This window comes from Nitratireductor kimnyeongensis (assembly GCF_019891395.1).
In the GTDB taxonomy this organism is placed as follows: domain Bacteria; phylum Pseudomonadota; class Alphaproteobacteria; order Rhizobiales; family Rhizobiaceae; genus Nitratireductor; species Nitratireductor kimnyeongensis.
Map to the genome: position 1 here is coordinate 2,232,354 of NZ_CP078143.1, position 22,183 is coordinate 2,254,536.

Here is a 22,183-nt window from a genome sequence, read left to right on the forward strand (position 1 = left end):
ATGCGTATTGCAATGTTGTCCACGCTTGCCCTTCTGATGCCCGTGCTGGCTGCGCGCGCACAGGACCACATCCCGGAGAATATCCAGATCGGCCTGTCCACGGATCAGGTCTCGATCACCTCTGACTTCAGCGGCGCGGAGCTCACGATATTTGGTGCGCTAGACAACGCCGACCCACTGATTTCCCGGCAGGGGCGCTATGATGTTATCGTGGTTCTGGAAGGGCCGCCGCGCCCCGTGACGGTCCGCAAGAAAACCCGCGTGGCGGGCATGTGGATCAACACGGAATCGGTGATCTTCCGGGATGTGCCCGCCTCTTATTCCATGGCTCTCACCCGCGCGCCACAGGATATCACGGCTCCCGATGGCTATCGGCAATTGGCGCTGGGAGCGGACAATCTTCATCTTCAGCCGCTGGATTCCGATGGCGATCCGAAAACGATCGAGGAATTCACGCGTGCGTTGCGTGAACGCAAGGAAGCCGAGGGGCTGTACTCGACGCGGGCGGGCGCGGTGCGCTTCCTGTCGCAAAGCCTTTTCAGGGCTTCGCTGAGGCTTGCTCCTAATGTCGCGGTCGGCACGCACAGGGCACGCGCCTTCCTGTTTCGCAATGGCATGTTCCTGCGCGAGACCTCGGCCCAACTCACCATTCGCAAGGCGGGGCTTGAACAGCGTCTCTATCAGTTCGCCCACCAGAACAGCATGCTCTACGGCATTCTTTCTGTGTTGATCGCCATCGTCACAGGCTGGCTCGGACGATTGATTTTCCGCAAGGATTGATCACCGCAGCATACTGCCGGCGATGGCATAGATGCCCTGCCGCCCGAGCATGTAGGCTGCCAGCTTTTCACGCATGAAAAGGCCGTGGAATGCGCGATCGAGTATGTTCAGTGTACCGGTCAGACTGCCAAATGCCGGCATAATGAGCCGGCTTCCGTCGCATGCAAAACATGCCCGTCGCACACCACGTCCCCGCCGCACGATGCGCGCCCCGGGATGCAGGTGGCCGGCAATCTCGCCCGGGCCCGCGCCGCGGGCGGGCTCGTGGCGGAAGGTGAGGCTATCAATGGCGATTTCCTGTGCGCAGCGGCCGGGCAGGTCCGGTGGCGGTGCCGGATCGTGATTGCCGGCAATCCAGTGCCAGTCACGCTTGTCGATGATCTGGACGAGGTGATCGCGGAAAGGCGCAGGCATTTCGGCGGCGCCCTCTTCATCGTGAAAACTGTCACCGAGACTGATCACCATATCGGGATCGTAAGTGGTCACAACGCCTTCGAGCCGCTTGAGGGTTGCGGTGGTGTCATAGGGTGGCAGCATACGGCCGCGCCGGGCATAGGCCGCACCCTTTTCCAGATGCAAATCGGAAACGACCATCAGGCCCAGCGCCGGAAAGAAGAGCACACCGCGCCAGTCGCACACAGCTTCGTGCCCGGCAATGCGCACCGTCAAAGCGGTACTCGTATCGGTTGCGGGTGCCAGGTTGTTCATGCCTCAAGAGCCTCCTGCATCAATTCCTCGCCCGAAAGCCGTGAAGCTTCGCCAAGCAGCGCCTCGTTTGCGTCACCCGCCACCGCTTCCTTGCCGATCTCGAGCATGATGGGCACGGCCAGTGGCGAAATGCGTGTCAGTGATTTATGCACGATTCGTCCGCGAATGCGCGACAACATCTCGCCCAGCCTCCTGACATCGAGCAGGCCCTGCGCCGCGTCCGCCCATGTGGCCTGCATGAGAATGTGGTCCGGCTCATGAGCCCGCAAAACGTCGTAAATGAGGTCGGCGGAAACGGTCACCTGCCTGCCGGTCTTCTCCTGACCGGGATGGCGTTTTTCGACAAGCCCCGAAATCAGCGCACAATTGCGGAAGGTGCGTTTCAGAAGCCAGCTATCGGCGATCCATGCTTCGAGATCATCGCCCAGCATGTCTTCGTCCATGAGCGCGGGCAGACTTAGCTTGCCGCTTTTCAGCATGGCGCTCATGTCATTCAGACCCCACACGGCGATGGCGTAGTCATTGGCGACGAAGCCAAGCGGATGCGCGCCGGCGCGCTCGAGCCGGCGGGTCAGGAGCATGCCAAGCGTCTGGTGGGCCAACCGTCCCTCGAACGGGTAGAGCACCATGTAGAAGCGGTTGCCACGCGGAAATGTCTCGACCAGAAGGTCTTCGCGGCGCGGCAGAATGGATTTGTCGCGCTGGATGGAAAGCCATTCGGCGACCTGTGGCGGCAATGTCTTCCAGCGCTCAGGGTCGGCCAGCATGGCGCGCACTTCCGCTGCCAGATAGGTGGAGAGTGGAAACTTGCCGCCCGCGTAATAGGGCACCTTGGCGTCCTCTCCGCCGCCTGCAGACACGAGGCATTCATTCTCGCGAATGCCCTCGAAGCGCAGCACCCTGCCGGAAAACAGGAAGGTGTCGCCCTGCGTGAGGGTTTCCAGGAAATATTCCTCCACCTTGCCGAGCATGGGGCCGCCGCGCGAGGCGTTGCCACGGCCAGGCCGCACCATGCGGATGTTCAACATCGGGGATTCGATGATGGTGCCCACATTCAGACGGTACTGCTGGTTGATGCGCGGATTGGCGATGCGCCAGAGCCCGTCCTTTGTCTTGCGGATGCGGGCATAGCGCTCATAGCTCTTCAGCGCATAGCCTCCGGTGGCGACAAACTCGACAATGCGGTCGAATGTCGCCCGGTCCAGTTCGGCATAGGGGGCCGCACTCACCACCTCGCCATAGAGCACGTCTGCATCAAAGGGCGCGGCGCAGGCCGAGCCCAGCACATGCTGCGCCAGCACATCAAGGGCGCCTTCCACTAGTGGCGGCGTGTCCTGCGCGCCTAGATAATTTGCCTCAAGCGCTGCACGGCACTCCATCACCTCGAAGCGATTTGCCGGCACGAGAATCGCGCGGCTTGGTTCGTCCATGCGGTGGTTGGAGCGGCCTATGCGCTGCGCCAGCCGGCTCGCCCCCTTTGGCGCACCCACATGCACGACCAGATCCACATCGCCCCAGTCGATGCCCAGATCCAGCGTGGATGTGGCGACGATGGCCCGGAGGCTGTTGGTCTCCATCGCCTTTTCCACCTTGCGCCGCTGGCCAACATCGAGCGAGCCGTGATGCAGCGCAATCGGCAGATTTTCTTCATTCGCGCGCCATAATTCGCGGAACAGAAGCTCGGCCTGGCTGCGCGTATTCACAAAAAGCAGGGTGGTCCGATGCGCCTTGATCGCTTCATAGACCTTGGCAATGGCATAGAGCGCGGAGTGCCCGGCCCACGGCACACGCTCTTCCGTTTCCAGAATTGTAATGTGTGGTTTTGCGCCGCCGGACACGGTCACGATGTCGGCCATCGCTTCGGGCCTGTCCTGCGGCACCAGCCAGCGACGCAGCGCTTCGGGCTCGGCGACCGTCGCCGAAAGCCCGATGGTCTGCAACTCCGGTCGTAGGCGGCGCAGGCGGGCGAGGCCAAGCGAAAGCAGGTGCCCGCGCTTGGAGATCACCAGCGAATGCAACTCGTCGAACACCACGAATTTGAGGTCCGAGAAAAAGCGCTCCGCATCGGGCGAGGCGATCAGAAGGGCGAGCTGTTCGGGCGTTGTAAGCAGGATGTCGGGCGGCGCATGCTTCTGCCGCTGGCGCTTGTGGGTGGGCGTGTCGCCGGTGCGCGTTTCCATCGTCACCGGCAGGTCCATTTCGGCCACCGGCATGTTCAGATTGCGCTGAATGTCGACGGCAAGGGCCTTGAGTGGAGAGATGTAGAGCGTGTGTACGCCGCGCCGCGCTTCTCCGGCACGGGGTTTAGGCCGGGTCGCAAGATCGGTGAGGGTGGGCAGAAAGCCCGCGAGCGTCTTGCCGGCACCCGTTGGCGCGATCAGCAGTGCCGAGCGACCGGCCTGCGTGCGTGTCAGAAGTTCCAGCTGATGCGCACGCGGCTGCCACCCACGCGTGGCGAACCATTCGCTGAAGGGCGCTGGCAGGGTGGGCGCGGCAATGCCGTCAATAGGGTGTGTCCGGTGTTCCAAGATGGGATTAGAACTAAACCAGAACAGAAGGCGCGCCAAGAGGCACTTTCGGCATCAGCCCGCATATCTGAAGCAGGGAAGGGATCAGACGCTGTCGCTCACCGCGCTCCATGCAGCAGCGCGGCGCAGAATATCCTGAAATTTTTCGCCCGCCTCTTCCAGCGTGCCGGAATTATCGATGATTGTTGCGTCATCCACGGCGAGCTCCTTCGCGTGCGCCCGTTCAAGACGCGCCAGCACTTCCTCGCGGGTTTCGCGGCCGCGGCTTGAAAGCCGCTCGGCAAGGACCTCGCGCGATGCGGTCACGATCACGGCAATGACATTGCCATAGCGTTCACGCAGCAGGGGGATCACCGCGCGTGAAACGTTGGCGACTGCCACATGGCCTTCACGCACGATTTCGTCCACGCTGGCAGGCAGGCCGTATTTCAGCCCGTTCGCTTCCCAGCTTACGGCGAATGCGCCCCTGCTTTCCGCCTCGTCAAAACTGGCGCGTGTGAGGCAGTCGTGGACCTCGCCAGCACCGTCCATTTCGCGGGTGATGACACGACGTACAAAGGTCACATCGCTGTCTTGCGGGCCGAGACGCTGGCGCGCATAGTCCATCACCGAATCCTTGCCGGCGCCCGAGGGGCCGGCCACAGCGACGAAAACGCCATGCCGGATCGGGAAATCCTGCTCGTCGATGACGCGCTCCAGCGTGGCCGAAGACCTCATGCCACCCGCGCTCCTTCGCGCCAGACCGAGCGCACGATCGGCACATGCTCGTCCACACGCACCCGGATCACGTCACCACGCCGGCCCTGTTCGAGAATGCCGCGATCATCAAGACCGACAGCGTCTGCCGGGTTTTTTGAAACCATGGCCACGGCCTGTGGAAGCGAAATGTGCTCCACCGTCTCGCCCAGTGCAAAAGCAGCCTGAACCAGACTGAACGGGATGTAATCCGATGAGAGGATGTCGAGTGTTCTGCCTTCAGCCAGACTGCGGGCCGAAACGTTGCCCGAATGCGATCCGCCGCGCACCACATTGGGCGCGCCCATCAACACCTGCATGCCTGCTTCGCACGAAGCCTTGGCAGCTTCCTGTGTGGTCGGAAACTCAGCAACACGCACGCCTTGCGTGGCAGCTTCGTTTACATGCTCCATCGTCGCGTCGTCATGGCTTGCCAGAATGATGCCCTTTTCCCGGCAGATGTCGGCAATTGCATTGCGGTGCCTGTTCGAATAGGTCTGAGACTGGGTGACGCGCTTGTCGCAAAACTGGCGAAAATCCTCTTCCGTCATGCCGGTCTTGTTCATGTAGTAGACCTTGTAGGTCTCTATGCTGGTGAACTGACGCTGGCCCGGGGAGTGGTCCATCAGCGAGGCGAGCTTCACCCGACTGTCATTTCTGAAAAGCTCAAACCCTTCCAGGCAATCAGGTGCGGAGACTTCGCAACGCAGATGCAGAAAATGGTCGGCGCGTAACCGACCGGCTTCCACGCTGTTCTCGATCGCGTGGCCAAGCTCGCGCATTTCCGGCGCGCCGAGATTGCTGTCCTCGTCGAGGCCGATGCGCAGCGCGTCGAACACTGTCGTTATGCCAGAAGCGGCAATCTGCGCGTCATGCGCAAGCACAGACGCGATCGGGTTCCAGCGTACTTTCGGTCTGGGAGCGTAGTGGCGCTCCAGATGATCCGTGTGCAGCTCGACAAGGCCCGGCAGGACGTAATCGCCCTCCATATCTTCACCAACAGCGGCATTGCCGGTGGCAATGTCGGTGATGCGCCCGTTGCGTATCGAGATGCTTCCTTCGATCACCTCGTCCGGCAGCACGATGCGGGCGTTTTTCAGGACCAGTTCATTCGTCATTATCAGGCGGTCTTTCTTGTCTTGTTCCAGCCGAGCGTTTGGAAGGATTTTACCTGAAACGGGGCGCCCGGCTCCGGCTCGATGAACAATGCCAGTGAGCCAATCTCCAGTGGTTCCGACAATAGCGGCCCGAAGAAGGCATCGATGGCGCGTTCCATCCGCAGAGCCTCTTCCTGGGGCACGCGGCCGGTCAGGGTCATGTGGAATCGAAATTCCTCGAATACGTGGGGGTAGCCCCATTTGTGCAGGTTCTTGAGCTGTGCGGGTGAGAGGTTTTCCGGGTTGCGCCTTTCAAGCTCGCTGGCGGTCAAGGGAGCACGAAAAGGTTCAAACGTTTCGACAATGCTCCCGGCAAGGGCGTCAAGCCGCTCCGACCGCTCCTCCGGAACCAGAGCGAAAAATCCATCAAGCCTGCGCACCACGGCGCGTGGGATCGTCACCGGTTCCATCTGTGCGCAGAACTTCGCCCAAGCCCCGATCAGCGCCTGCTCGCTCTGACCCTCGGCAAGTCGAAACGGCGCCTTCAAGGTCGCGTGAAACCCATAGCGACGAGCCGCAGCCGTGTGAAACGAAATCTCAGCAGCCGAAAACGGCCCGGCGTCCACCGGGGTGAGCGGTGCGCCGGTAAAGGCATCTCGGCCCAGCCATCGGGCGGCGGCCCGGGTCAGCGGATCGTCTTTTTCGGGTGTGAAGTAGATTGCGTAGCGCATGTGTTTTTCCTCGCCGATTGCGGTGCAATAGGCGATTTGTGTGACAGGTTAACGAATCCCTCGACAGGACCACAGAAGCTATCAGCGAATTTCTGCGGCGTCATCCTCCACATCATTGCCGGCCGATGAGGCGTTGTCGCAGTGCATTGGAGATGTTGTCGAAGATGAAAACCACCATCAGAATGAGGATCACCATGTAGGCTACGTTCTCCCAGTCCTGATTGGTCCGCATGGCTTCCCAGAGCTTAAGGCCGATACCGCCCGCGCCCACGGCGCCGATAATGGTGGCAGAGCGCGTATTGGACTCCCAGAAATACAGCGACTGGCTCAAAAACACCGGGAGCACCTGCGGCACCACGCCAAAGCGTTGCACGGATGAAGGCGAGGCACCGACCGAGCGAACACCCTCGCGCTGCTTGTCGTCGATGTTCTCCAGCGCTTCGGAATAGAGCTTTCCGAAGGTGCCGGTATCGGTGAAGAAGATCGCGGATATGCCGGCCAACGGTCCTGGCCCGAACGCCCGTGTGAAGAACAGTGCCCAGATCAGCATGTCCACCGAGCGCAGGAAGTCGAACGAGCGCTTCAAGAGATGGTTGATGAATCGGTTGGGCATTATGTTGCGCGCGGCTGCAAAGGCGAGCGGGAAGGCCAGAAGCGAGGCAAACACAGTGCCGGCAAAGGCCATCACGATTGTCTGCAGCAGCTTCAGCCACACATCGCCATGCTGCCAGTCGGCATTGTTGACGATGTTGTCCAGCGCAAGCGAGAGGTTTGAACGATCCTCCTCGATGCGTTCACCGAAGAATACGGTGCCCAGAACTTCCGAGGCGGGCATGCCCCAATAGGGCGAGCGCGTGTCGAAAAAGAAGTTTTCCCAGCCTAGGAAGCGGCGACGTACCTTGACTTCATCATCCTCGATCTCTGCGCGTCCGGCGAAACCGAACTGCACGATAACCTTGGAACCGGGCGCCCGCTGGCTCGCCCACTCTGGCAGGGCGCCACGCGCATTGACGGCCTCCCGCTCGATAATTTCGAGCTCCAGCGTTTCGCCCCTGTGGGTTACGGTCACGAAGCCGGGCTGAACGTGAATATGAGTGCCACCGCCGAAGGAAACATCGGCACTCACGATGGCCTCTTCACGGGTTGCCACCGGAGCTGTCGGGGCGTTGTCTGGGGCCGACGATTCGGCTGGTGCAGAGGAAGGCGGCATGGCGCCAAGGAAGCCGCCGTCGTCTTTCGCTGCCGGCTTTGTGTCCAGCGATCCGAGGAAACCGGCGTCGCTCGTTTCACCATTGCCCGCATTGGCGACTTCGGATGTGGCATCGCTGCGGCGTTTCACCGTCGCCATTTCCGTCTCCACCCAGTCCGGTTTCGGATTGTCGCCCAGCGGCGAAAATCGGGGAAAGGAAATGTCCAGGGCATCGCCGTCATATTCGATGTCCGGGCGTACTTCATAGGAGACCCAGTCGGCCAGATAGCTGCCGGCAATATCCCAGTTGCCGTTGGAGATTACCTGACCGACAGCAAAGAGCCACCAGGCAAAGATCATGTAGAGCGCAATAGCAGCGATGATAAGCGCTGCGCGGAAGCGTTCCAGCAGCGGCCGGTGAAAAACATCCGCGTGCCGCGCGGCAATGGCGTTGGCTTCTAGCTCGGTCATGGTCAGCCTCCCCGGCCGAATTCGAATGCCTGCTTGCCGACGAGGCGGCCACGCAGCCAGGCAGAAAACTGATCGACCGCGACGATGGTGCAGAACAGGAGAAGAATGATGGCGAGCGTCTTGGCCTCATGCGTTTGGCTGATCGACAGCCGCAGCGCCTCGCCGATGCCGCCACCGCCGACAGCGCCAATGATGGTGGAGGCGCGCACATTGATCTCGAAACGCAAGAGCGCATAGCTCAGAAAATTGGGCAAGACCTGCGGGACGATGGCGAACCACACGCGTTCAGTCCAGTTGGCGCCAGCAGCGCGGAGGCCTTCCTCGGCTTTCATGTCGGCGTTTTCCACCACTTCGAAAAACATCTTTCCCAGCGCGCCGATCGTATGGATGGACACTGCGATGATCGCGGGAACCGCCCCGAGTGACAGGATCGCAAGAAAGAAGCCGGCGATGACGATCTCTGGAAAGGCGCGCAAGAGTTCCATGAACCGGCGAACGAAAAAGCGTAGCCAGCGCCGTGTCGTCAGGTTCGAGGCGGCCAGAAAACAAAGAACGAAGCCAAGGCCAAAGCCGATCAGGGTGGAAACCAGAGCGATGTTGATGGTCTCCAGCATCTTGTAGAAATATTCGGGCAGGTACAGGCTCTCGGTGAAATAGACCCGGCCTTCCGGATAATTGTATTTCAGGCTGCCATCGTCATAGGGGGAGGGCAGATCGAACAGGGCGCGCCAGATTTCCCACCCATCGCGCGGCAGCATCTGACCTACGAAATCGAACAGGTAGGGCAGTCGGTCGAAAAACTTGCCGGCATTCGATTCATTGGCAAACCAGAACGAACCGCTCATGGCGAGAACCATGAAGACGATGCCGCCAATCGTGTAAAGGCGCCGCCGTCCCGCAAGTTCACGCCAATGGCGTTCCACGGCTTGGCCGGCTTCGGAAAGAAGCAGGGAATGGGTGGTTGCTGTCATATCTGGAACGCCTATGCGACAACGCCGCCGGCACGGACCGGCGGCGCGTCAGATTTCGGGAAAACGATCAGGAACCGATCTTGGAGCGACGGGCGTCGATGATCGGCTCATAGAACGCCGGCGTCACTTCGGTGTAGCCCTTGTAGTCGCCGCCCTGGATGGCGGAGAAGCACTCAGGATCCGTCTCCGGCAGCTCCATCATGAACGTCTTGAACTTGGATTTCATGTCGGCGCCCATGGAGGTGCGAACGACAACCGGGCCGTTCGGGATCAGCGGCGACTTCCACAGTTCCACCAGATCGTCCATGTCGAGAATGCCTTTCTCGACCATCTTGTGCAGGTTGCCGGACGTGTAGCCGTCGGAGAATTCGCCAACACCGGAGGCCCAGGTCGTACCGGCATCAAAGGTGCCTTTCACCACTTCGAGAACCAGGTTCTCGTGGCCGCCGCCGAAGCCGGTCTCGCCAAAGAATTCTTCAACCGATGTGCCGACTGCTTTGGGAAGCGTTACTGCGGGAACGAGATAGCCGGAGGTGGAATCCGGGTCGGCAAAGCCGAGCTTCTTGCCCTTCATGTCTTCCAGCGAGGTGATGCCGGAATCCTTGCGGGCCACCATGACTGAGTGATAGCCGGTGGAGCCATCGGTCTGGACCGTCGTCAGGATAGGCTCCACGGCCTCGGCGTTTTCCAGATAGACCTTCGCATAGGCAGAGGCACCGAGCTCGGCATAGTCGAGGGTGCCGCCAAGAAGACCCTGAATCACGCCGTCATAGTCAGCCGCAGGAAAGAGCGAAACCTTCTCGACGCCGATTACCTCGGGAAGTTTCTCGGAAATGCACGCAAAATTGCGCAGGCGGTCGGCTTCGTTTTCGCCACCGAGAATGCCGATGCGGAATTCCTTCAGGTCTTCGGCCTGTGCGCCGCCGACCATCATCGCGGTGAGCGCTACGGCGCCCATAAGAGCTTTCTTGAACATGACGTCTCTCCATTTGGGTGCCGGCTTTTGCCGCCGGCGGGTTTTCAGGCAGAGCGGCCCATTACGCGGGCCAGGCGATCCCTTGGGTCAGACGGCGGCGAGCGCCGGTTGAGCCTGACCGGTCGATTTCCTTGCCGGCTGTGGGGCCGGGATATTGATGCTGGTGGACGTGATGGCTTCGGAAAGCTCCGCGCCTTCCTCTCCGCCATAAATGTTGCGCACCGCGTCGCTCGTCAGCGCCTCGGGAGGGCCGTCGAATACGACGGCACCCTTCGCCATCCCGACGATGCGATTGCAATAAGCGCGGGCGGTGTCCAGCGTATGCAGGTTGGTGATCACGGTGATCCCTTCGCGGGCATTGATGTCGGCCAGCGAGTCCATCACGACCTTGGCGTTGAGCGGATCGAGCGAGGCGATTGGTTCATCCGCCAGGATCACCTTCGGCTCCTGCATGAGGGCACGCGCAATCGCCACGCGCTGTTGCTGACCACCGGAAAGCGTGCCGGCGCGCTGCAGGGCGGTCTGGGCGATATCGAGGCGCTCAAGCGCAGCGATGGCGCGGATGCGCTCTTCGCGGGTGAACATGTTCATCAGGTTGAGAACGGTGGAACGGTGGTTGAGCCGTCCGAGCAGGACATTGGTCAGCACATCGAGGCGTGGCACCAGGTTGAACTGCTGGAAGATCATGGCGCAGTCACGCTGCCAGCGGCGTAATTCCGGGCCCTTCAGCGCCGAAACTTCCTTGCCGTGGAACAGGATAGATCCTTCCGACGGGTCGATCAGCCGATTGATCATGCGCAGCAATGTCGATTTGCCAGCGCCAGAGCGGCCGATGATGCCAACCATCTGCCCCTGATCGATCTTCAGCTCCACGTTGCGTACAGCCGTGTTCGACCCGAAGCGTCGCGTGACCTTGCGAATTTCAAGCATTTGCTTTTCCCGTTAAGCGCCTTGTCGCGGCTCTCCCGCAGGCTTTCCGCCCTTGTTGTCCAATCGCCTAATGGGTGAGCATGAAACCTGCATGTCGCCTGGATGACGGTTTCTTGACAGTCCACAATGCCGCCACGCGCAGGGTAGTGTCATGGCGATGGGGTCTTCTTTCGGGATGTGCTAAGAGGCGTCGTCTTTAGGGAGAGGATTGATGGGTACAACGCATTCCGGCACCTGCCTTTGCGGCGCGGTGAGATTTCAGATCTCGGGTTCGTTCGAGCGCTTTTATCTCTGCCACTGTGCGCGCTGCCGCAAGGGGTCTGGCTCAGCCCATGCCGCGAACCTGTTTTCGAGTGCGGCCGAGATCACCTGGCTTTCGGGGAAAGACGGGATCGAGAGTTTCAGGGTGCCGGACGCGCGGCACCGGCGCAGTTTTTGCCGAACCTGCGGCTCTGCTCTTCCCAGGGTAGAAGCAGGCGGCGCGATGGTCATCGTGCCGGCAGGTTGTCTGGATACACCGGTATCCATGCAACCGACTGCGCATATCTGCATGTCCAGCCGTGCGGACTGGGACGATGGGTTGAGCGAGGTTCCTCGGCTGGAGGGCTTGCCGGGCTAAACTTCTGATTGATCAGCGTGGTGCGCAGATACGCTCTCTTGCAGCCGCATATTCGGTCGCAAGTCGGTCCACGAGCGCGCCTGCGCCCACAATTTCGCCGACCGCTCCAATGCCCTGACCGCTTCCCCAGATGTCGCGCCAGGCCTTTGCGTCGGCGCTGGCGAAATTCATCTTGGAGGGATCGGCTTCCGGCAGATTGTCTGGATCCATGCCGGCCTTGACGATGGAGCCTTTCAGATAGTTGCCGTGTACGCCGGTAAAGAGGTTGGAATAAACGATGTCGGCAGCACGCGAGGCGACGATCATCTCCTTGTAATCGTCGGTGGCGCGCGCCTCCTGAGTGGCGATAAAGGGGGAACCGATATAGGCAAGGTCCGCGCCCATTGCCTCGGCCGCCAGCACCGCACCGCCATTGGCAATGGCACCTGACAGAAGCAGCGGTCCGTCGAACCATTGCCGGATTTCCTGAACGAGGGCGAAGGGAGAAAGCGTGCCCGCATGGCCGCCAGCCCCCGTGGCCACCGCAATAAGCCCGTCTGCGCCCTTTTCGATGGCCTTTCGTGCATGGCGATCGTGGATGATGTCGTGCAGCACGATGCCGCCATAGGAATGAACGGCCTGGTTCACCTCCTCGACGGCACCCAGCGAAGTGATGACGATCGGCACCTTGTGGTAGACGCAGACCCTCAGATCATGCTCCAGCCGATCATTCGAGCGGTGGACGATCTGGTTGACGGCAAAAGGAGCGGCGGGGCGGTCCGGGTGTTTCGCATCATGTGCTGCCAGCTCTTCCTTGATCTGCGATATCCATTCGTCAAGCTGCTCTTTGGGGCGGGCATTGAGCGCAGGAAAAGACCCGACAATGCCGGCCTTGCATTGCGCGGTTACCAGAGGCGGATGCGAGATGATGAACAAGGGCGCGCCGACGACGGGCAAACGCAGAGTGTCGAAAACGGCCGGAAGCGCCATGTGAAACCCCTTTTATTGACGTATTCGTAAACGTCAAAACTTTTTACAGCATCTCGACGCCGAATGAAAACCTCCGGCTGCACATTTTACGGAGTTCCTGTCTCAACCAGGAGCGATATCGTTGTGCCGCCGCGCGAGGAAGTCTCGCATCGCGGCAAGCCCTGCATCAATCCCCTTGCGTCCGAAACCGATGCGGAAACGCTCCGCAGGGGTTTCCATGAGTTCCGAGTGGTAGACGGAGGCCGGCAGCAAAAGCACCCCTGCCTGTTCCACGAGATCGTGGCAGAACCGCTCAACCCCGTCGCGTCCGTTGTAGCGCGGATAGGCAACACAGCCGCCATCCGGGTGCTTCCAGTCAAACAGTTCCGAATACTCGCTGAAGAATGCATCCATCTTCTCAAGGTTCTCCGCGATCAGCGAACGGTTCCGCGTGAGAATGCGGTCACGCACTGAAAGCGCCATCACCGCCAGCCGTTCGCTCGGGGCAGAGTTGCAGATGGACAGGTAATGCTTGTAGCGCTCCAGCTTCTGCAAAAGCGCCGTGTCACGGCTGGCGATCCAGCCGATACGCAGGCCCGGCAAGCCATAGGACTTGGACATGACATTGAGGGAAATGCCCTTTTCATAAGCCTCGGCAGCCTGTGGCAGGCGCTTGCTCTCATCGCTTTCGAGCAGCCGATAGACCTCGTCGCTGAACAGGTAGAGATCGTGCTCGCGGCAAAGCGCAACGAGCGCGGCGAAATCGTCCTGGGGCATCAGGGCGCCGGTCGGATTGTTGGGCAGGTTGACCGAGATGAGTTTGGTGTTGGGACGGATCGCGGCACGCACAGCGTCGAGATCAAGCCTCCAATGGGCGTTTTCCAGAAGCGGCACGCCAGTCACGGCGCATAGCCCCAGAGGCACGCTTTCCGCAGCCTGGTAGTTCGGAACGGAAACGATGGCGTGATCCTCGGGCGAAAGCAGCACCCGCATGGCTGCATAAATGCCTTCCTCGGCACCGGCGAAGCAAAGGACATTTCGCGCGGAAAGACCGTCATAGGTGGTAGCGATGGCCTCGCGCAGATCGGGTGCGCCCCAGGTTTCAGTGTAGCCGAGCCACAGCCCGTCGAGCTCTTCGCGTGCGGAAGGCCCGGCCATCTGCGTCAGCTCACCGAGCGTCATGCTTTCCATGTCGGAGGCGGTCATGTGATGCCGGGCATTGAACTCCCAGCGGGAAAAGTGAACCTCAAGCGCGAAATCCCGCATTCTGAACTCCTCGGGCATGGTTAGGGTGGAGAAAAACCAGGCTCGACCTCATCAGGGCGGAATAGCCTATTGTTCACACCTTGTTATGACCGTTGATTGCATACTCACCAACGGTTAACCATGTGACAAAGACAGGCAAAGAGGGCAGCCAGCCTTGGACGCGATAGAAAATGCGATAAGAAAGGCGTTCGAAAAGGGCGACGCTAGCAAACGGCCCTTTCGTGAAAAGGTGTATCGTTCTGCCTTTGCAGCGCTGGAGCGCACGCTTGAAGCACGCGACGATCTTTCTGAAGAGGCAAAAACTGCCAGGCGCGAGAACCTGAAGACAACGATCACCGAGATCGAGACAGAGTTCGTTCCCGCCGCCCCACAAGCCAGGGGTCCGCAGGTTTCAAAGCCTGCGCCGCGAGAGCGGCCGGCTCCCTCGCCGCAAGTCGAGCCTGAGGCGCGCAGCGCCCCACGCGCCAGAGAAAAAAGCGAGGCGTTCGCTCCACAGATTGACCCGCGAGATCGCAGCGGCGTGTCGGATGATCCTTCTCCCGAAGAGGCGAAACGACGCATTCGCGCGGCCCTGCCAAGGCCGCGGCGCTCATACGCCATGCTCTTTCTGATTGCGACTGTGGTGGCGTTTCTTGGCTTGGGGCTCTGGTGGACGATGTCCAGTGGCATTCTGATGTCCAGCGATGAGCGGGACACCAGTGTGCGCAACCCGCCGCTTGCCCTGGAGGAAGACAATTATTCTGCGGACGAGGAAACAACAGCCTCCGGGTCGCGAGGAAGCCGCGCGGAGGGCGAATGGATCACCATTTTCGACCCAACCGATCCCACCACCGTTTCTGCCCCCGATGGCGGCAACATCGACGTGATGCGCAATGACGATCAGGTTTTTCTCCAAGTCAGCACATCCGGCGGGGCAGGCATTTCCTTTGATGTCGGGCGCGGCATTTTGGAGACGCTCGTCGGACGCAACGCCATTTTCAGCATCGAGGCCAGAGCGCAGGACGGGGAGGAGACACAGCTTTCGCTCTCCTGCAACTTTGGCGCCCTTGGCGATTGCGGTCGCACCCGCTACGTGGTCGGGCCAACGCGTTCGGACTATCTCTTCGAGGTCGAATTGCCCAATCAATCGCCCAGCAGCGGCGGAACGATCACCATTGTTCCGGATGCCACCGGCGAAGGTCATGCGCTCGACGTCTTCTCCATCCGCGCGGCCATTGCGACGCAATGACAGGTGCTAATCTTCGAGCATGGAGGTCAGGGCTTCAAGCCGGTCCGCTTCGGCTGCCGGCTTGTCCCAGCGCAGGCGGGAAATGCGTGGAAAGCGCATCGCCACGCCTGATTTGTGTCGCGTTGAGCGATTGAGCCCCTCAAAGGCAATTTCGAGAACAAGACCGTGATCGCGCTCGGCGCGGACTGATCGGACGGGGCCAAAACGCTCGATCGTGTTGTCCCGCACATATTTGTCGATCTGCTTCAGTTCCTCATCGGTAAAACCGAAATAGGCCTTACCGACAGGTACGAGCTCGGGCGCGTCTTCGGGCCCGGTCCATACACCGAATGTGTAATCGGAGTAATAGCTCGACCGCTTGCCGTGACCACGTTGCGCATAAAGCAGCACTGCATCGATGATGAACGGGTCGCGCTTCCATTTGAACCATGGCCCCTTGGGGCGGCCGGGAACATAGGAGGAATCGCGCCGCTTCAACATGACCCCTTCAATCACGGGATGCGGTGGAGCACGTCGTTTGGCGTCCAGATCTTCCCAGTTTGTGAAATCGACGAGCGGGGACAGATCGAAACGATCTTGCGACAGCCCCGATATCCGCTCCTGAAGTGCCGCCCGGCGTTGGATGAAGGGCAGTCCGCGCAAGTCTTCTCCTTCCGCCTGAAGCAGATCGTAGCAGCGGAGGAAGACCGGGTACTCGCCAAGCATCTTCTTAGACACCGTCTTGCGGTTGAGGCGCTGCTGAAGGTCCGAGAAGGTGCCGGTTCGCGTATCCGGATTCCCGACCAGCAGCTCTCCATCCAGGGTCATTTCGGCTTCGAACGATGACAGGAGGTCCGGAAATGCACCGGATATGTCGTCGCCTGTGCGCGAATAGAGCCGTTGAACACCGTCTTCGCACACTGCCTGAACGCGAATGCCGTCCCATTTCCATTCGGCCACATAGTCGGCAGGGTCGAGCTTTGAAAGTTCGCCGTCGCCGACCGGATGGGCAAGCATGACCGGCCGAAACAGCGCTTTTGCGGTGCTGACGGGTTTTTGCGCTTTGCCCTCGAGCCACGCGAAGAGCAGTTCATAGGGTGGTTCGAGCCCGTGCCAGAGTTCTTCTATCTCGCTGATGTCTTTGTCGCCGAACGTGGCGAGGGCCTGCTTTGCAAGCCGTGACGATACGCCGATCCGCAAGCCGCCGGTGGCGAGCTTTATCAAAGCGAAACGGGCGGAGGGATCGAGCCGGTCGAGGAGATCCGCCATGACCGAAGGCGCCTTTGCTCGACCGAGCCTGGAGAGCGTTTCAACGATCTCGGAGAGCGGCGGTGGAGTTTCTTCCGCCAGGGTGGTTGGCCAAACGAGAGATATGGTCTCTGCAAGGTCGCCGACATAATCGTAGGAGTAGGAAAAAAGCACCTCGTCCATGCGTTCGCCGATCAAGCTTCGCAGCATGGCGGGCTTTACGGCGGGAAAGTCGAGCCCTCCGGTCAACGCAGCGAGCGCGTAGCCACGATCAGGGTCGGAAACGGCTTGGAAATGATCCGTGAGAAGGCGGATTTTCCCGTTCCGGGAGGGTGTGAGAACCAGACGATCAAGCAGGTTGGCGAAGTCACGCATCACTCGGCCTCGTCTTCATAACCGACAAGGTTGAGCGGCCGGGCCTTGATGCCGTTCAGTTCGCACCAGCGAACGATGGCTTCCTCGCGGCCGTGTGTCACCCACACTTCGCCTGCCTCCGTTTCTCGGATCGTGGCGATCAGCTCATTCCAGTCTGCATGGTCGGAAAGGATCAGGGGCAGTTCGACACCGCGTTGCTTGGCCCGCTGGCGGATGCGCATCCAGCCGGAGGCAAAGACGTTGAGCGGATCGACGAAGCGCCGCGTCCAGCGTTCGCCGAACACGGATGGAGGTGCGACTATAACGCGGCCCGCGGCGCGATCGGCAAGGCCTCCTTCGACAGTTGCCGGTTCAAGTTCGCCGAGGTCGATGCCCTGGCCTTCATAATAGCGACAGAGTTTTTCCAAGGCACCGTGAATGAGGATCGGTGTATCGTATCCGCTGGTGCGCAAGAGACTGATGACGCGCTGCGCCTTGCCAAGGGAATAAGCCCCCAAAATGTGCGCGCGATCAGGAAATTGCGTCAATGACGCGGTCAGACGCCGGATCTCCTGCAAGGGGTCGGGGTGAACAAAAACGGGAAGCCCAAAGGTCGCTTCGGTGATGAAGACATCACAGCGCACGGGCTCGAAGGCGGCGCAGGTTTGATCGGGATGACGCTTGTAATCGCCAGAGGCGACAATGCGCAGGCCATTTTTCTCGACAGCGATCTGTGCCGATCCCAGCACATGGCCAGCAGGGTGAAAAGAAATACCAACACCATCAAGTGTCAGCGTTTCGCCGTAGTTGATGGCCTGCCGGCTTCGCGCAAAGTCTGTACCGTAACGCAGCGCCATGATGTCGAGCGTTTCTCTCGTCGCCAGAACGTGTCCATGACCTGCGCGGGCGTGGTCTGCATGCCCGTGCGTGATCAGGGCCCGCTCCACCGGACGCACAGGATCGATGTAGAAATCACCGGGCGGGCAATAAAGTCCCGCCGGGCGCGGCTGGAGCAGGTTTTGCGGCTTCATGGAATGAGAAGATAGGTCATTTTTCAGGCAGTGAAAGACAGACTTGTCAGGAGACATTTCCGGGAGCATAAGCGCTCACCGCCCGCATGCGGGCCTCCTGGAAAACATATCGAATGAAGCCGATTTTCTTCACTTCGGGTGATCTGCTCGCCGATCGCCGTGCGGAGTATGCGGAGATGCTGTTCGAAAGCGGGGATTTAAAAGCCGCTGCCGATCTGATGGGCGAAGCTCTGACGCGCGCGTCGGATTGGGTGGCAGGACATTTCCGCCACGGTGAGATGCTGGCCGAGGCAGGGGAAGTCGCAGCCGCGCTGGACGCCTGGCGAAATGTGCTCAGGCTCGATGAAATGGATCGGCTGGGCGCGGCGTTGAAGCTGGAACTGTTTGGCGCGCTTGATGGCCTTGGTGCGGTACCCTCGGCTTTTGTCGAAACCCTGTTTGATCAATATGCCGAAACCTTCGACACGGCGCTGGTGGACAAGCTCTCCTATCGCGTACCCGAATTGCTGAATGAGGCGCTGCTGCGGATCGGAAAGCATGCTTTCGCTCACGCCATCGACCTTGGATGCGGCACCGGTTTGATGGGCGAGCGTCTGAGAGCCCATGTCAGCTTTCTGGAGGGCATCGACATCTCGGCGGAAATGCTGAAGCGCGCGGAGGGCAAACAGATCTACGACCGGCTGGAACGGGCCGATCTTTCCGTGCTCACCACGCTGCCCCGCGGGGCGGATCTGGTGACGGCGGCAGACGTCTTCATGTATCTGGGTGCGCTTGACCGCTTGTTCGCGGTGGCCGGCGCCTCGCTTGCGCCGGGGGCGCTTTTCGCTTTCTCGGTCGAGCGCCATGCGGGACCGGAGGCAATGGTGCTGCGCCCTTCACGGCGCTACGCCCACTCCGAGCCGCATTTGCGAGCGGTCATGGCGGATGCCGGGTTTGAACCTGTGTTGCTTGAAAGGGCGGCGATCCGCATGGATCGCGGCGAGCCTATCGAAGGACTGGTGGTCGTCGCCAAGCGAACCGGGATGGGCGCTGCTGCCGCCAAGGTCGCAGTCCCACACCACCGGAAAGAGCGTCCGAAGGTTCAATAGGCACTCCTACACCTCCGGGATTTGCTTCAGTCTGCGGCGAGAGATGGCCAGATCAACACTCTGACCGGCCATCCCCAAATCTTGATTACTCGGCTTCGTCGGCAGGGCCGGCATTGAGTTGGCCGTATTTTTCCACGCCGATTGTCTCAAGGAGTTCAAGCTGGGTTTCGAGGTAGTCGATATGACCTTCCTCGTCTGCGAGCAGCTCTTCGAACAGTTTCATGGAAACATAGTCGCCCGCGTCGTGGCAGTCGTCGCGCGCTTCCTTGTAGAGTTTGCGGGCGTCATGCTCACCGGCGAGATCGGCCTCAAGCACTTCCTTGATGTTCTGGCCGATGCGCAGCGGGCCAACAACCTGCAGGTTGGGATGGCCCTCAAGGAAGATGATACGCTCGACCAGCTTGTCGGCGTGGTGCATTTCCTCGATGGATTCTTCGCGCTCCTTCTTGGCGAGCTTGGTAAAGCCCCAGTCTTCCAGAAGGCGATAATGCAGCCAATATTGGTTGACTGCCCCCAGTTCGTGGGTGAGCGCCTCGTTAAGCCGCTCGATGACCTTTTTGTCGCCTTTCATTGAACTTCCTTCCAAAACGCTCGCGCAACGCGCGTACCTGATCGAGATAGGTCACGGTAGCAGCATTCTGGGCAGCATCAAGGCGTGCATGATAGGCTTCGGTGACGTGGATGATTGTTTCCACGACATTCGGAAAGCACCCACAGCAGCGGCCGCGCTTGGACATGGTGTGGTAGACCTTCGCCGGCACAACAAGCTGCCAGGGATCCTCGTCGAGCATAGAGACGATCGTCTCCTCGAGCTCTTTCTGGGTAATCATGTTGCATTGGCAGACGAGCATGGCGACGTCGGAAACTCCGTGGCTTTGCAAGGTCGAGCCCCGATGCAGAGCCAAAACCTTGTGCCGGAGTTTGTCGGAAAAGGCGCCCAGCGAACAAAAACGTGTCCGTCAGAACAGACGGCACACAGCTCAATGGGCAACGACAGACGTCCTGCGATCGAAAGGGGTAAAGGCCCAGACATCATGGACGCATCGCGCGGATGCAGGATCATAGAAACCGCAGGTCCTCGATCCTGTCAATAAAAACATGACGATTATATTCAGGGAATGTTGCGACCAGATGGCGCGGGCTCAGGCCTCGTGCTTCTCAAGAAACGCTTCCGCTTCAAGTGTTCGAAAATCGCTTAGGGCATCACGCAGGCGATCATGGCTCCAGTCCCACCAGGCAAGCGCTTGGTAGCGTTCGGCGGTTCTTCGGTCGAAACGATCGCGGATGGGGCGGGCGGGAACGCCGCCGACAATCGTGTAAGGCGCGACATCCTTCGAGACGACTGCACCGGCGCCGATTACCGCCCCATCGCCGACGGTGACGCCGGGCAAAATGGTGGAGCCGTGACCGAGCCAGGTATCATGGCCGATCCTGACCATGTTGTCCCGCCGCCAGCCGAAGAATTCGCTGTCATGTTCGGCATCCGGCCAATAGTCGGCGGAGCGATAGGTGAAGTGATGCAGCGTGGGGCGCCAGGTGGGGTGGTTCGTGGCATTGATCCGCACGGCGGCTGCGATGTTGGAGAACTTGCCGATCTGTGCACGCCAGGCGCTGCAATCCTGCATCACATAGGAATAGTCGCCAAGCACCGTTTCATGAAGGCGCGTGCGCTCGGCCACTTCCGTATAGCGGCCAAGCGTCGAACCACTTACCTCTGCGGTCGGGTGAACACAGGGTTTCTCCGAGAGCTGCCTCATGCCGCTTTCCTGTGCGGTGCAAAATCGGTGACATCGATAATGCGGTCGGCAACCACATCGCGCACATCCTGGTCGTGGAAGATGCCGAGCAGTGCCACGCCCGCCTTCTTCTTCTCATCAATCATGTCGATGACGATCTCGCGGTTGGCCTTGTCGAGCGAGGCGGTTGGCTCGTCGAGAAGCAGGACCGGATGATCGGTGATGAAGCCGCGGGCGATGTTCACGCGCTGCTGCTCGCCGCCGGAGAAGGTCGCGGGCGGCAGATCCCACAGGCGTTCTGGCAGGTTGAGGCGTTTCAACAGGTGTTCGGCCTTGGCGCGAGCCTTCTCAAGCGCTTCACCGCGCGCAATCAGCGGCTCGGCCACCACATCGCGGGCTGAAACGCGGGGCACGGCGCGCAGGAACTGGCTGACATAGCCGATTGTGTCGCGGCGGATGGCGATGACGGTGCGCGGATCGGCGGTGGCGAGGTTCACCAGATTGCCCTCATGGGTCACGATCACCTGGCCGCTGTCGATGGCGTAGCTGCCATAGATCATCTTGAGAATGGAGCTTTTACCGGCGCCGGACGGGCCGCCAAGAACGGCGCATTCGCCGGCTGCTAGCGAAAACGAAACATCAGCCACCACGGGCAGGCGGATGCCACCCTGGAGGTGCATGGTGAAACTCTTGCAGACTTCGGAGACGACGAGGGGCGTTGCCATGATCACACCTGCAGAATGGAGGAAACGAGAAGCTGGGTGTAGGGCGCCTGCGGATCGTCGAGCACCCGGTCGGTCAGGCCGCTTTCGACCACATGACCGTCTTTCATGACAATCATGCGGTGGGAGAGCAGACGGGCGACCGCAAGGTCGTGGGTAACGACGATGGCCGACAAGCCAAGCTCGTGAACGAGGCCGCGCAGGAGATCGAGCAGGCGGGCCTGCACCGACACGTCGAGACCGCCGGTCGGCTCATCCATGAAGACGAGGCGCGGGCCGGTGACGAGGTTGCGGGCGATCTGCAGGCGCTGGCGCATGCCGCCGGAGAAGGCGCGCGGCTGGTCGTCGATGCGATCCTCCGAGATTTCCACACGGCCCAGCCAATCGGTGGCGGTGGCGCGGATATTGCCATAGTGCCGCTCGCCCACCGCCATCAGCCGCTCGCCGACATTCGCGCCGGCTGAGACCGTCATGCGCAGCCCATCCGCGGGGTTCTGGTGAACGAAGCCCCAGTCGGTGCGCATCAGGAAGCGGCGTTCGGCCTCGCTCATGCGGTAGAGATCGTGGAAGGCCCCGTCGCGCATGCGGTAGGACACGGTGCCGGACGTGGGCAGGAGGCGTGTCGAGAGGCAGTTCAGGAGGGTGGTCTTGCCGGAGCCGGATTCACCCACCACAGCCAGAACCTCACCCGGCCACAGGTCGAAGGAGATGTCGTTGCAGCCGATACGGTTGCCGTAAAATTTCGAGATGGAGCGAACGCGAAGCAGCGGTTCGTCGGTCATTGGATTTCTCCGCGAATTTTCAAAAGTTTGCGCAGTCCCTCATCCGCCTGCCGGCACCTTCTCCCC

General features: G+C 60.6%; 22 protein-coding genes. 4 read left to right on the forward strand and 18 right to left on the reverse strand.

The genetic code is table 11. From position 1 onward, the window contains the following. Nucleotides 1-780 (forward strand): TIGR02186 family protein, encoded by a 780-nt coding sequence (locus KW403_RS10635; RefSeq protein WP_223019468.1) that lies wholly within the window; start codon nt 1-3, stop codon nt 778-780. Here KW403_RS10635 and pdeM read toward each other — a convergent pair whose 3' ends face one another. The 9 genes from pdeM to phnC form a co-directional block, all read right to left on the reverse strand. Further along, entirely contained in the window at nt 781-1,488 is a 708-nt protein-coding gene (gene pdeM / locus KW403_RS10640) for a ligase-associated DNA damage response endonuclease PdeM (RefSeq protein WP_223019469.1), read from the reverse strand. It lies immediately after the preceding gene. After that, nucleotides 1,485-4,016: a ligase-associated DNA damage response DEXH box helicase gene (locus tag KW403_RS10645; protein WP_223019470.1), complete on the reverse strand. Its 2,532-nt coding sequence runs from the start codon at nt 4,014-4,016 to the stop codon at nt 1,485-1,487. Before KW403_RS10645 ends, pdeM begins: the two co-directional genes overlap by 4 nt. Before the next feature lie 84 nt (nt 4,017-4,100). Continuing rightward, the gene (gene phnN, locus KW403_RS10650) at nt 4,101-4,733 is read right to left on the reverse strand and encodes a phosphonate metabolism protein/1,5-bisphosphokinase (PRPP-forming) PhnN (protein ID WP_223019471.1); all 633 of its coding nucleotides are present in this window, start codon (nt 4,731-4,733) and stop codon (nt 4,101-4,103) included. Beyond that, a complete protein-coding gene (locus KW403_RS10655; RefSeq protein ID WP_223019472.1) occupies nt 4,730-5,869 on the reverse strand; it encodes an alpha-D-ribose 1-methylphosphonate 5-triphosphate diphosphatase in 1,140 nt (379 codons plus the stop codon). The genes phnN and KW403_RS10655 overlap by 4 nt, the downstream gene beginning before the upstream one ends. Nucleotides 5,870-5,871: 2 nt before the next feature. After that, nucleotides 5,872-6,579 (reverse strand): DUF1045 domain-containing protein, encoded by a 708-nt coding sequence (locus KW403_RS10660; protein WP_223019473.1) that lies wholly within the window; start codon nt 6,577-6,579, stop codon nt 5,872-5,874. A gap of 112 nt (nt 6,580-6,691) precedes the next feature. Then, nucleotides 6,692-8,239, reverse strand: a complete 1,548-nt coding sequence (phnE, locus tag KW403_RS10665; protein ID WP_223019474.1) for a phosphonate ABC transporter, permease protein PhnE — start codon at nt 8,237-8,239, stop codon at nt 6,692-6,694. A 2-nt stretch (nt 8,240-8,241) separates the two neighbouring features. Next, the gene (gene phnE, locus KW403_RS10670; RefSeq protein ID WP_223019475.1) at nt 8,242-9,210 is read right to left on the reverse strand and encodes a phosphonate ABC transporter, permease protein PhnE; all 969 of its coding nucleotides are present in this window, start codon (nt 9,208-9,210) and stop codon (nt 8,242-8,244) included. Between the two features lie 67 nt (nt 9,211-9,277). Continuing rightward, nucleotides 9,278-10,186 (reverse strand): phosphonate ABC transporter substrate-binding protein, encoded by a 909-nt coding sequence (gene phnD / locus KW403_RS10675; protein ID WP_223019476.1) that lies wholly within the window; start codon nt 10,184-10,186, stop codon nt 9,278-9,280. 87 nt (nt 10,187-10,273) lie between these two features. Beyond that, complete coding sequence (gene phnC / locus KW403_RS10680) at nt 10,274-11,116, reverse strand: phosphonate ABC transporter ATP-binding protein (protein WP_223019477.1); 843 nt, start codon at nt 11,114-11,116, stop codon at nt 10,274-10,276. A gap of 211 nt (nt 11,117-11,327) precedes the next feature. Between phnC and KW403_RS10685 the strand changes: the two genes are divergently transcribed. Beyond that, on the forward strand, nt 11,328-11,735 hold the full coding sequence (locus KW403_RS10685) for a GFA family protein (protein WP_223019478.1): 408 nt from the start codon (nt 11,328-11,330) through the stop codon (nt 11,733-11,735). A gap of 12 nt (nt 11,736-11,747) precedes the next feature. On the opposite strand, the gene KW403_RS10690 is transcribed toward KW403_RS10685, so the two are convergent. After that, nucleotides 11,748-12,704, reverse strand: coding sequence for an NAD(P)H-dependent flavin oxidoreductase (locus KW403_RS10690; protein WP_223019479.1), 957 nt, complete (start codon nt 12,702-12,704; stop codon nt 11,748-11,750). A gap of 102 nt (nt 12,705-12,806) precedes the next feature. Next, nucleotides 12,807-13,949, reverse strand: a complete 1,143-nt coding sequence (locus tag KW403_RS10695) for an aminotransferase class I/II-fold pyridoxal phosphate-dependent enzyme (protein ID WP_223019480.1) — start codon at nt 13,947-13,949, stop codon at nt 12,807-12,809. A 154-nt stretch (nt 13,950-14,103) separates the two neighbouring features. Here KW403_RS10695 and KW403_RS10700 point away from each other — a divergent pair, with 154 nt between their 5' ends. Next, entirely contained in the window at nt 14,104-15,177 is a 1,074-nt protein-coding gene (locus KW403_RS10700) for a hypothetical protein (protein ID WP_223019481.1), read from the forward strand. 6 nt (nt 15,178-15,183) lie between these two features. Here KW403_RS10700 and KW403_RS10705 read toward each other — a convergent pair whose 3' ends face one another. Then, nucleotides 15,184-16,779: a cisplatin damage response ATP-dependent DNA ligase gene (locus KW403_RS10705; protein ID WP_223019482.1), complete on the reverse strand. Its 1,596-nt coding sequence runs from the start codon at nt 16,777-16,779 to the stop codon at nt 15,184-15,186. Then, nucleotides 16,779-17,789 (reverse strand): ligase-associated DNA damage response exonuclease, encoded by a 1,011-nt coding sequence (locus KW403_RS10710; protein WP_223019483.1) that lies wholly within the window; start codon nt 17,787-17,789, stop codon nt 16,779-16,781. The genes KW403_RS10705 and KW403_RS10710 overlap by 1 nt, the downstream gene beginning before the upstream one ends. Before the next feature lie 113 nt (nt 17,790-17,902). On the opposite strand from KW403_RS10710, the gene KW403_RS10715 reads away from it, so the two are divergent. Next, entirely contained in the window at nt 17,903-18,877 is a 975-nt protein-coding gene (locus tag KW403_RS10715) for a class I SAM-dependent methyltransferase (RefSeq protein WP_223019484.1), read from the forward strand. An 85-nt stretch (nt 18,878-18,962) separates the two neighbouring features. On the opposite strand, the gene bfr is transcribed toward KW403_RS10715, so the two are convergent. From bfr to phnK, 5 genes are all read right to left on the reverse strand, one after another. Next, entirely contained in the window at nt 18,963-19,448 is a 486-nt protein-coding gene (bfr, locus tag KW403_RS10720; protein WP_223019485.1) for a bacterioferritin, read from the reverse strand. Then, nucleotides 19,414-19,728 (reverse strand): (2Fe-2S)-binding protein, encoded by a 315-nt coding sequence (locus KW403_RS10725; protein WP_223022519.1) that lies wholly within the window; start codon nt 19,726-19,728, stop codon nt 19,414-19,416. Before KW403_RS10725 ends, bfr begins: the two co-directional genes overlap by 35 nt. A 291-nt stretch (nt 19,729-20,019) precedes the next feature. Next, nucleotides 20,020-20,634: a DapH/DapD/GlmU-related protein gene (locus KW403_RS10730; RefSeq protein WP_223019486.1), complete on the reverse strand. Its 615-nt coding sequence runs from the start codon at nt 20,632-20,634 to the stop codon at nt 20,020-20,022. Continuing rightward, nucleotides 20,631-21,338: a phosphonate C-P lyase system protein PhnL gene (gene phnL / locus KW403_RS10735; RefSeq protein ID WP_223019487.1), complete on the reverse strand. Its 708-nt coding sequence runs from the start codon at nt 21,336-21,338 to the stop codon at nt 20,631-20,633. Before phnL ends, KW403_RS10730 begins: the two co-directional genes overlap by 4 nt. 2 nt (nt 21,339-21,340) lie before the next feature. Next, nucleotides 21,341-22,117, reverse strand: coding sequence for a phosphonate C-P lyase system protein PhnK (gene phnK / locus KW403_RS10740; RefSeq protein ID WP_223019488.1), 777 nt, complete (start codon nt 22,115-22,117; stop codon nt 21,341-21,343). Nucleotides 22,118-22,183: the final 66 nt, after the last annotated feature.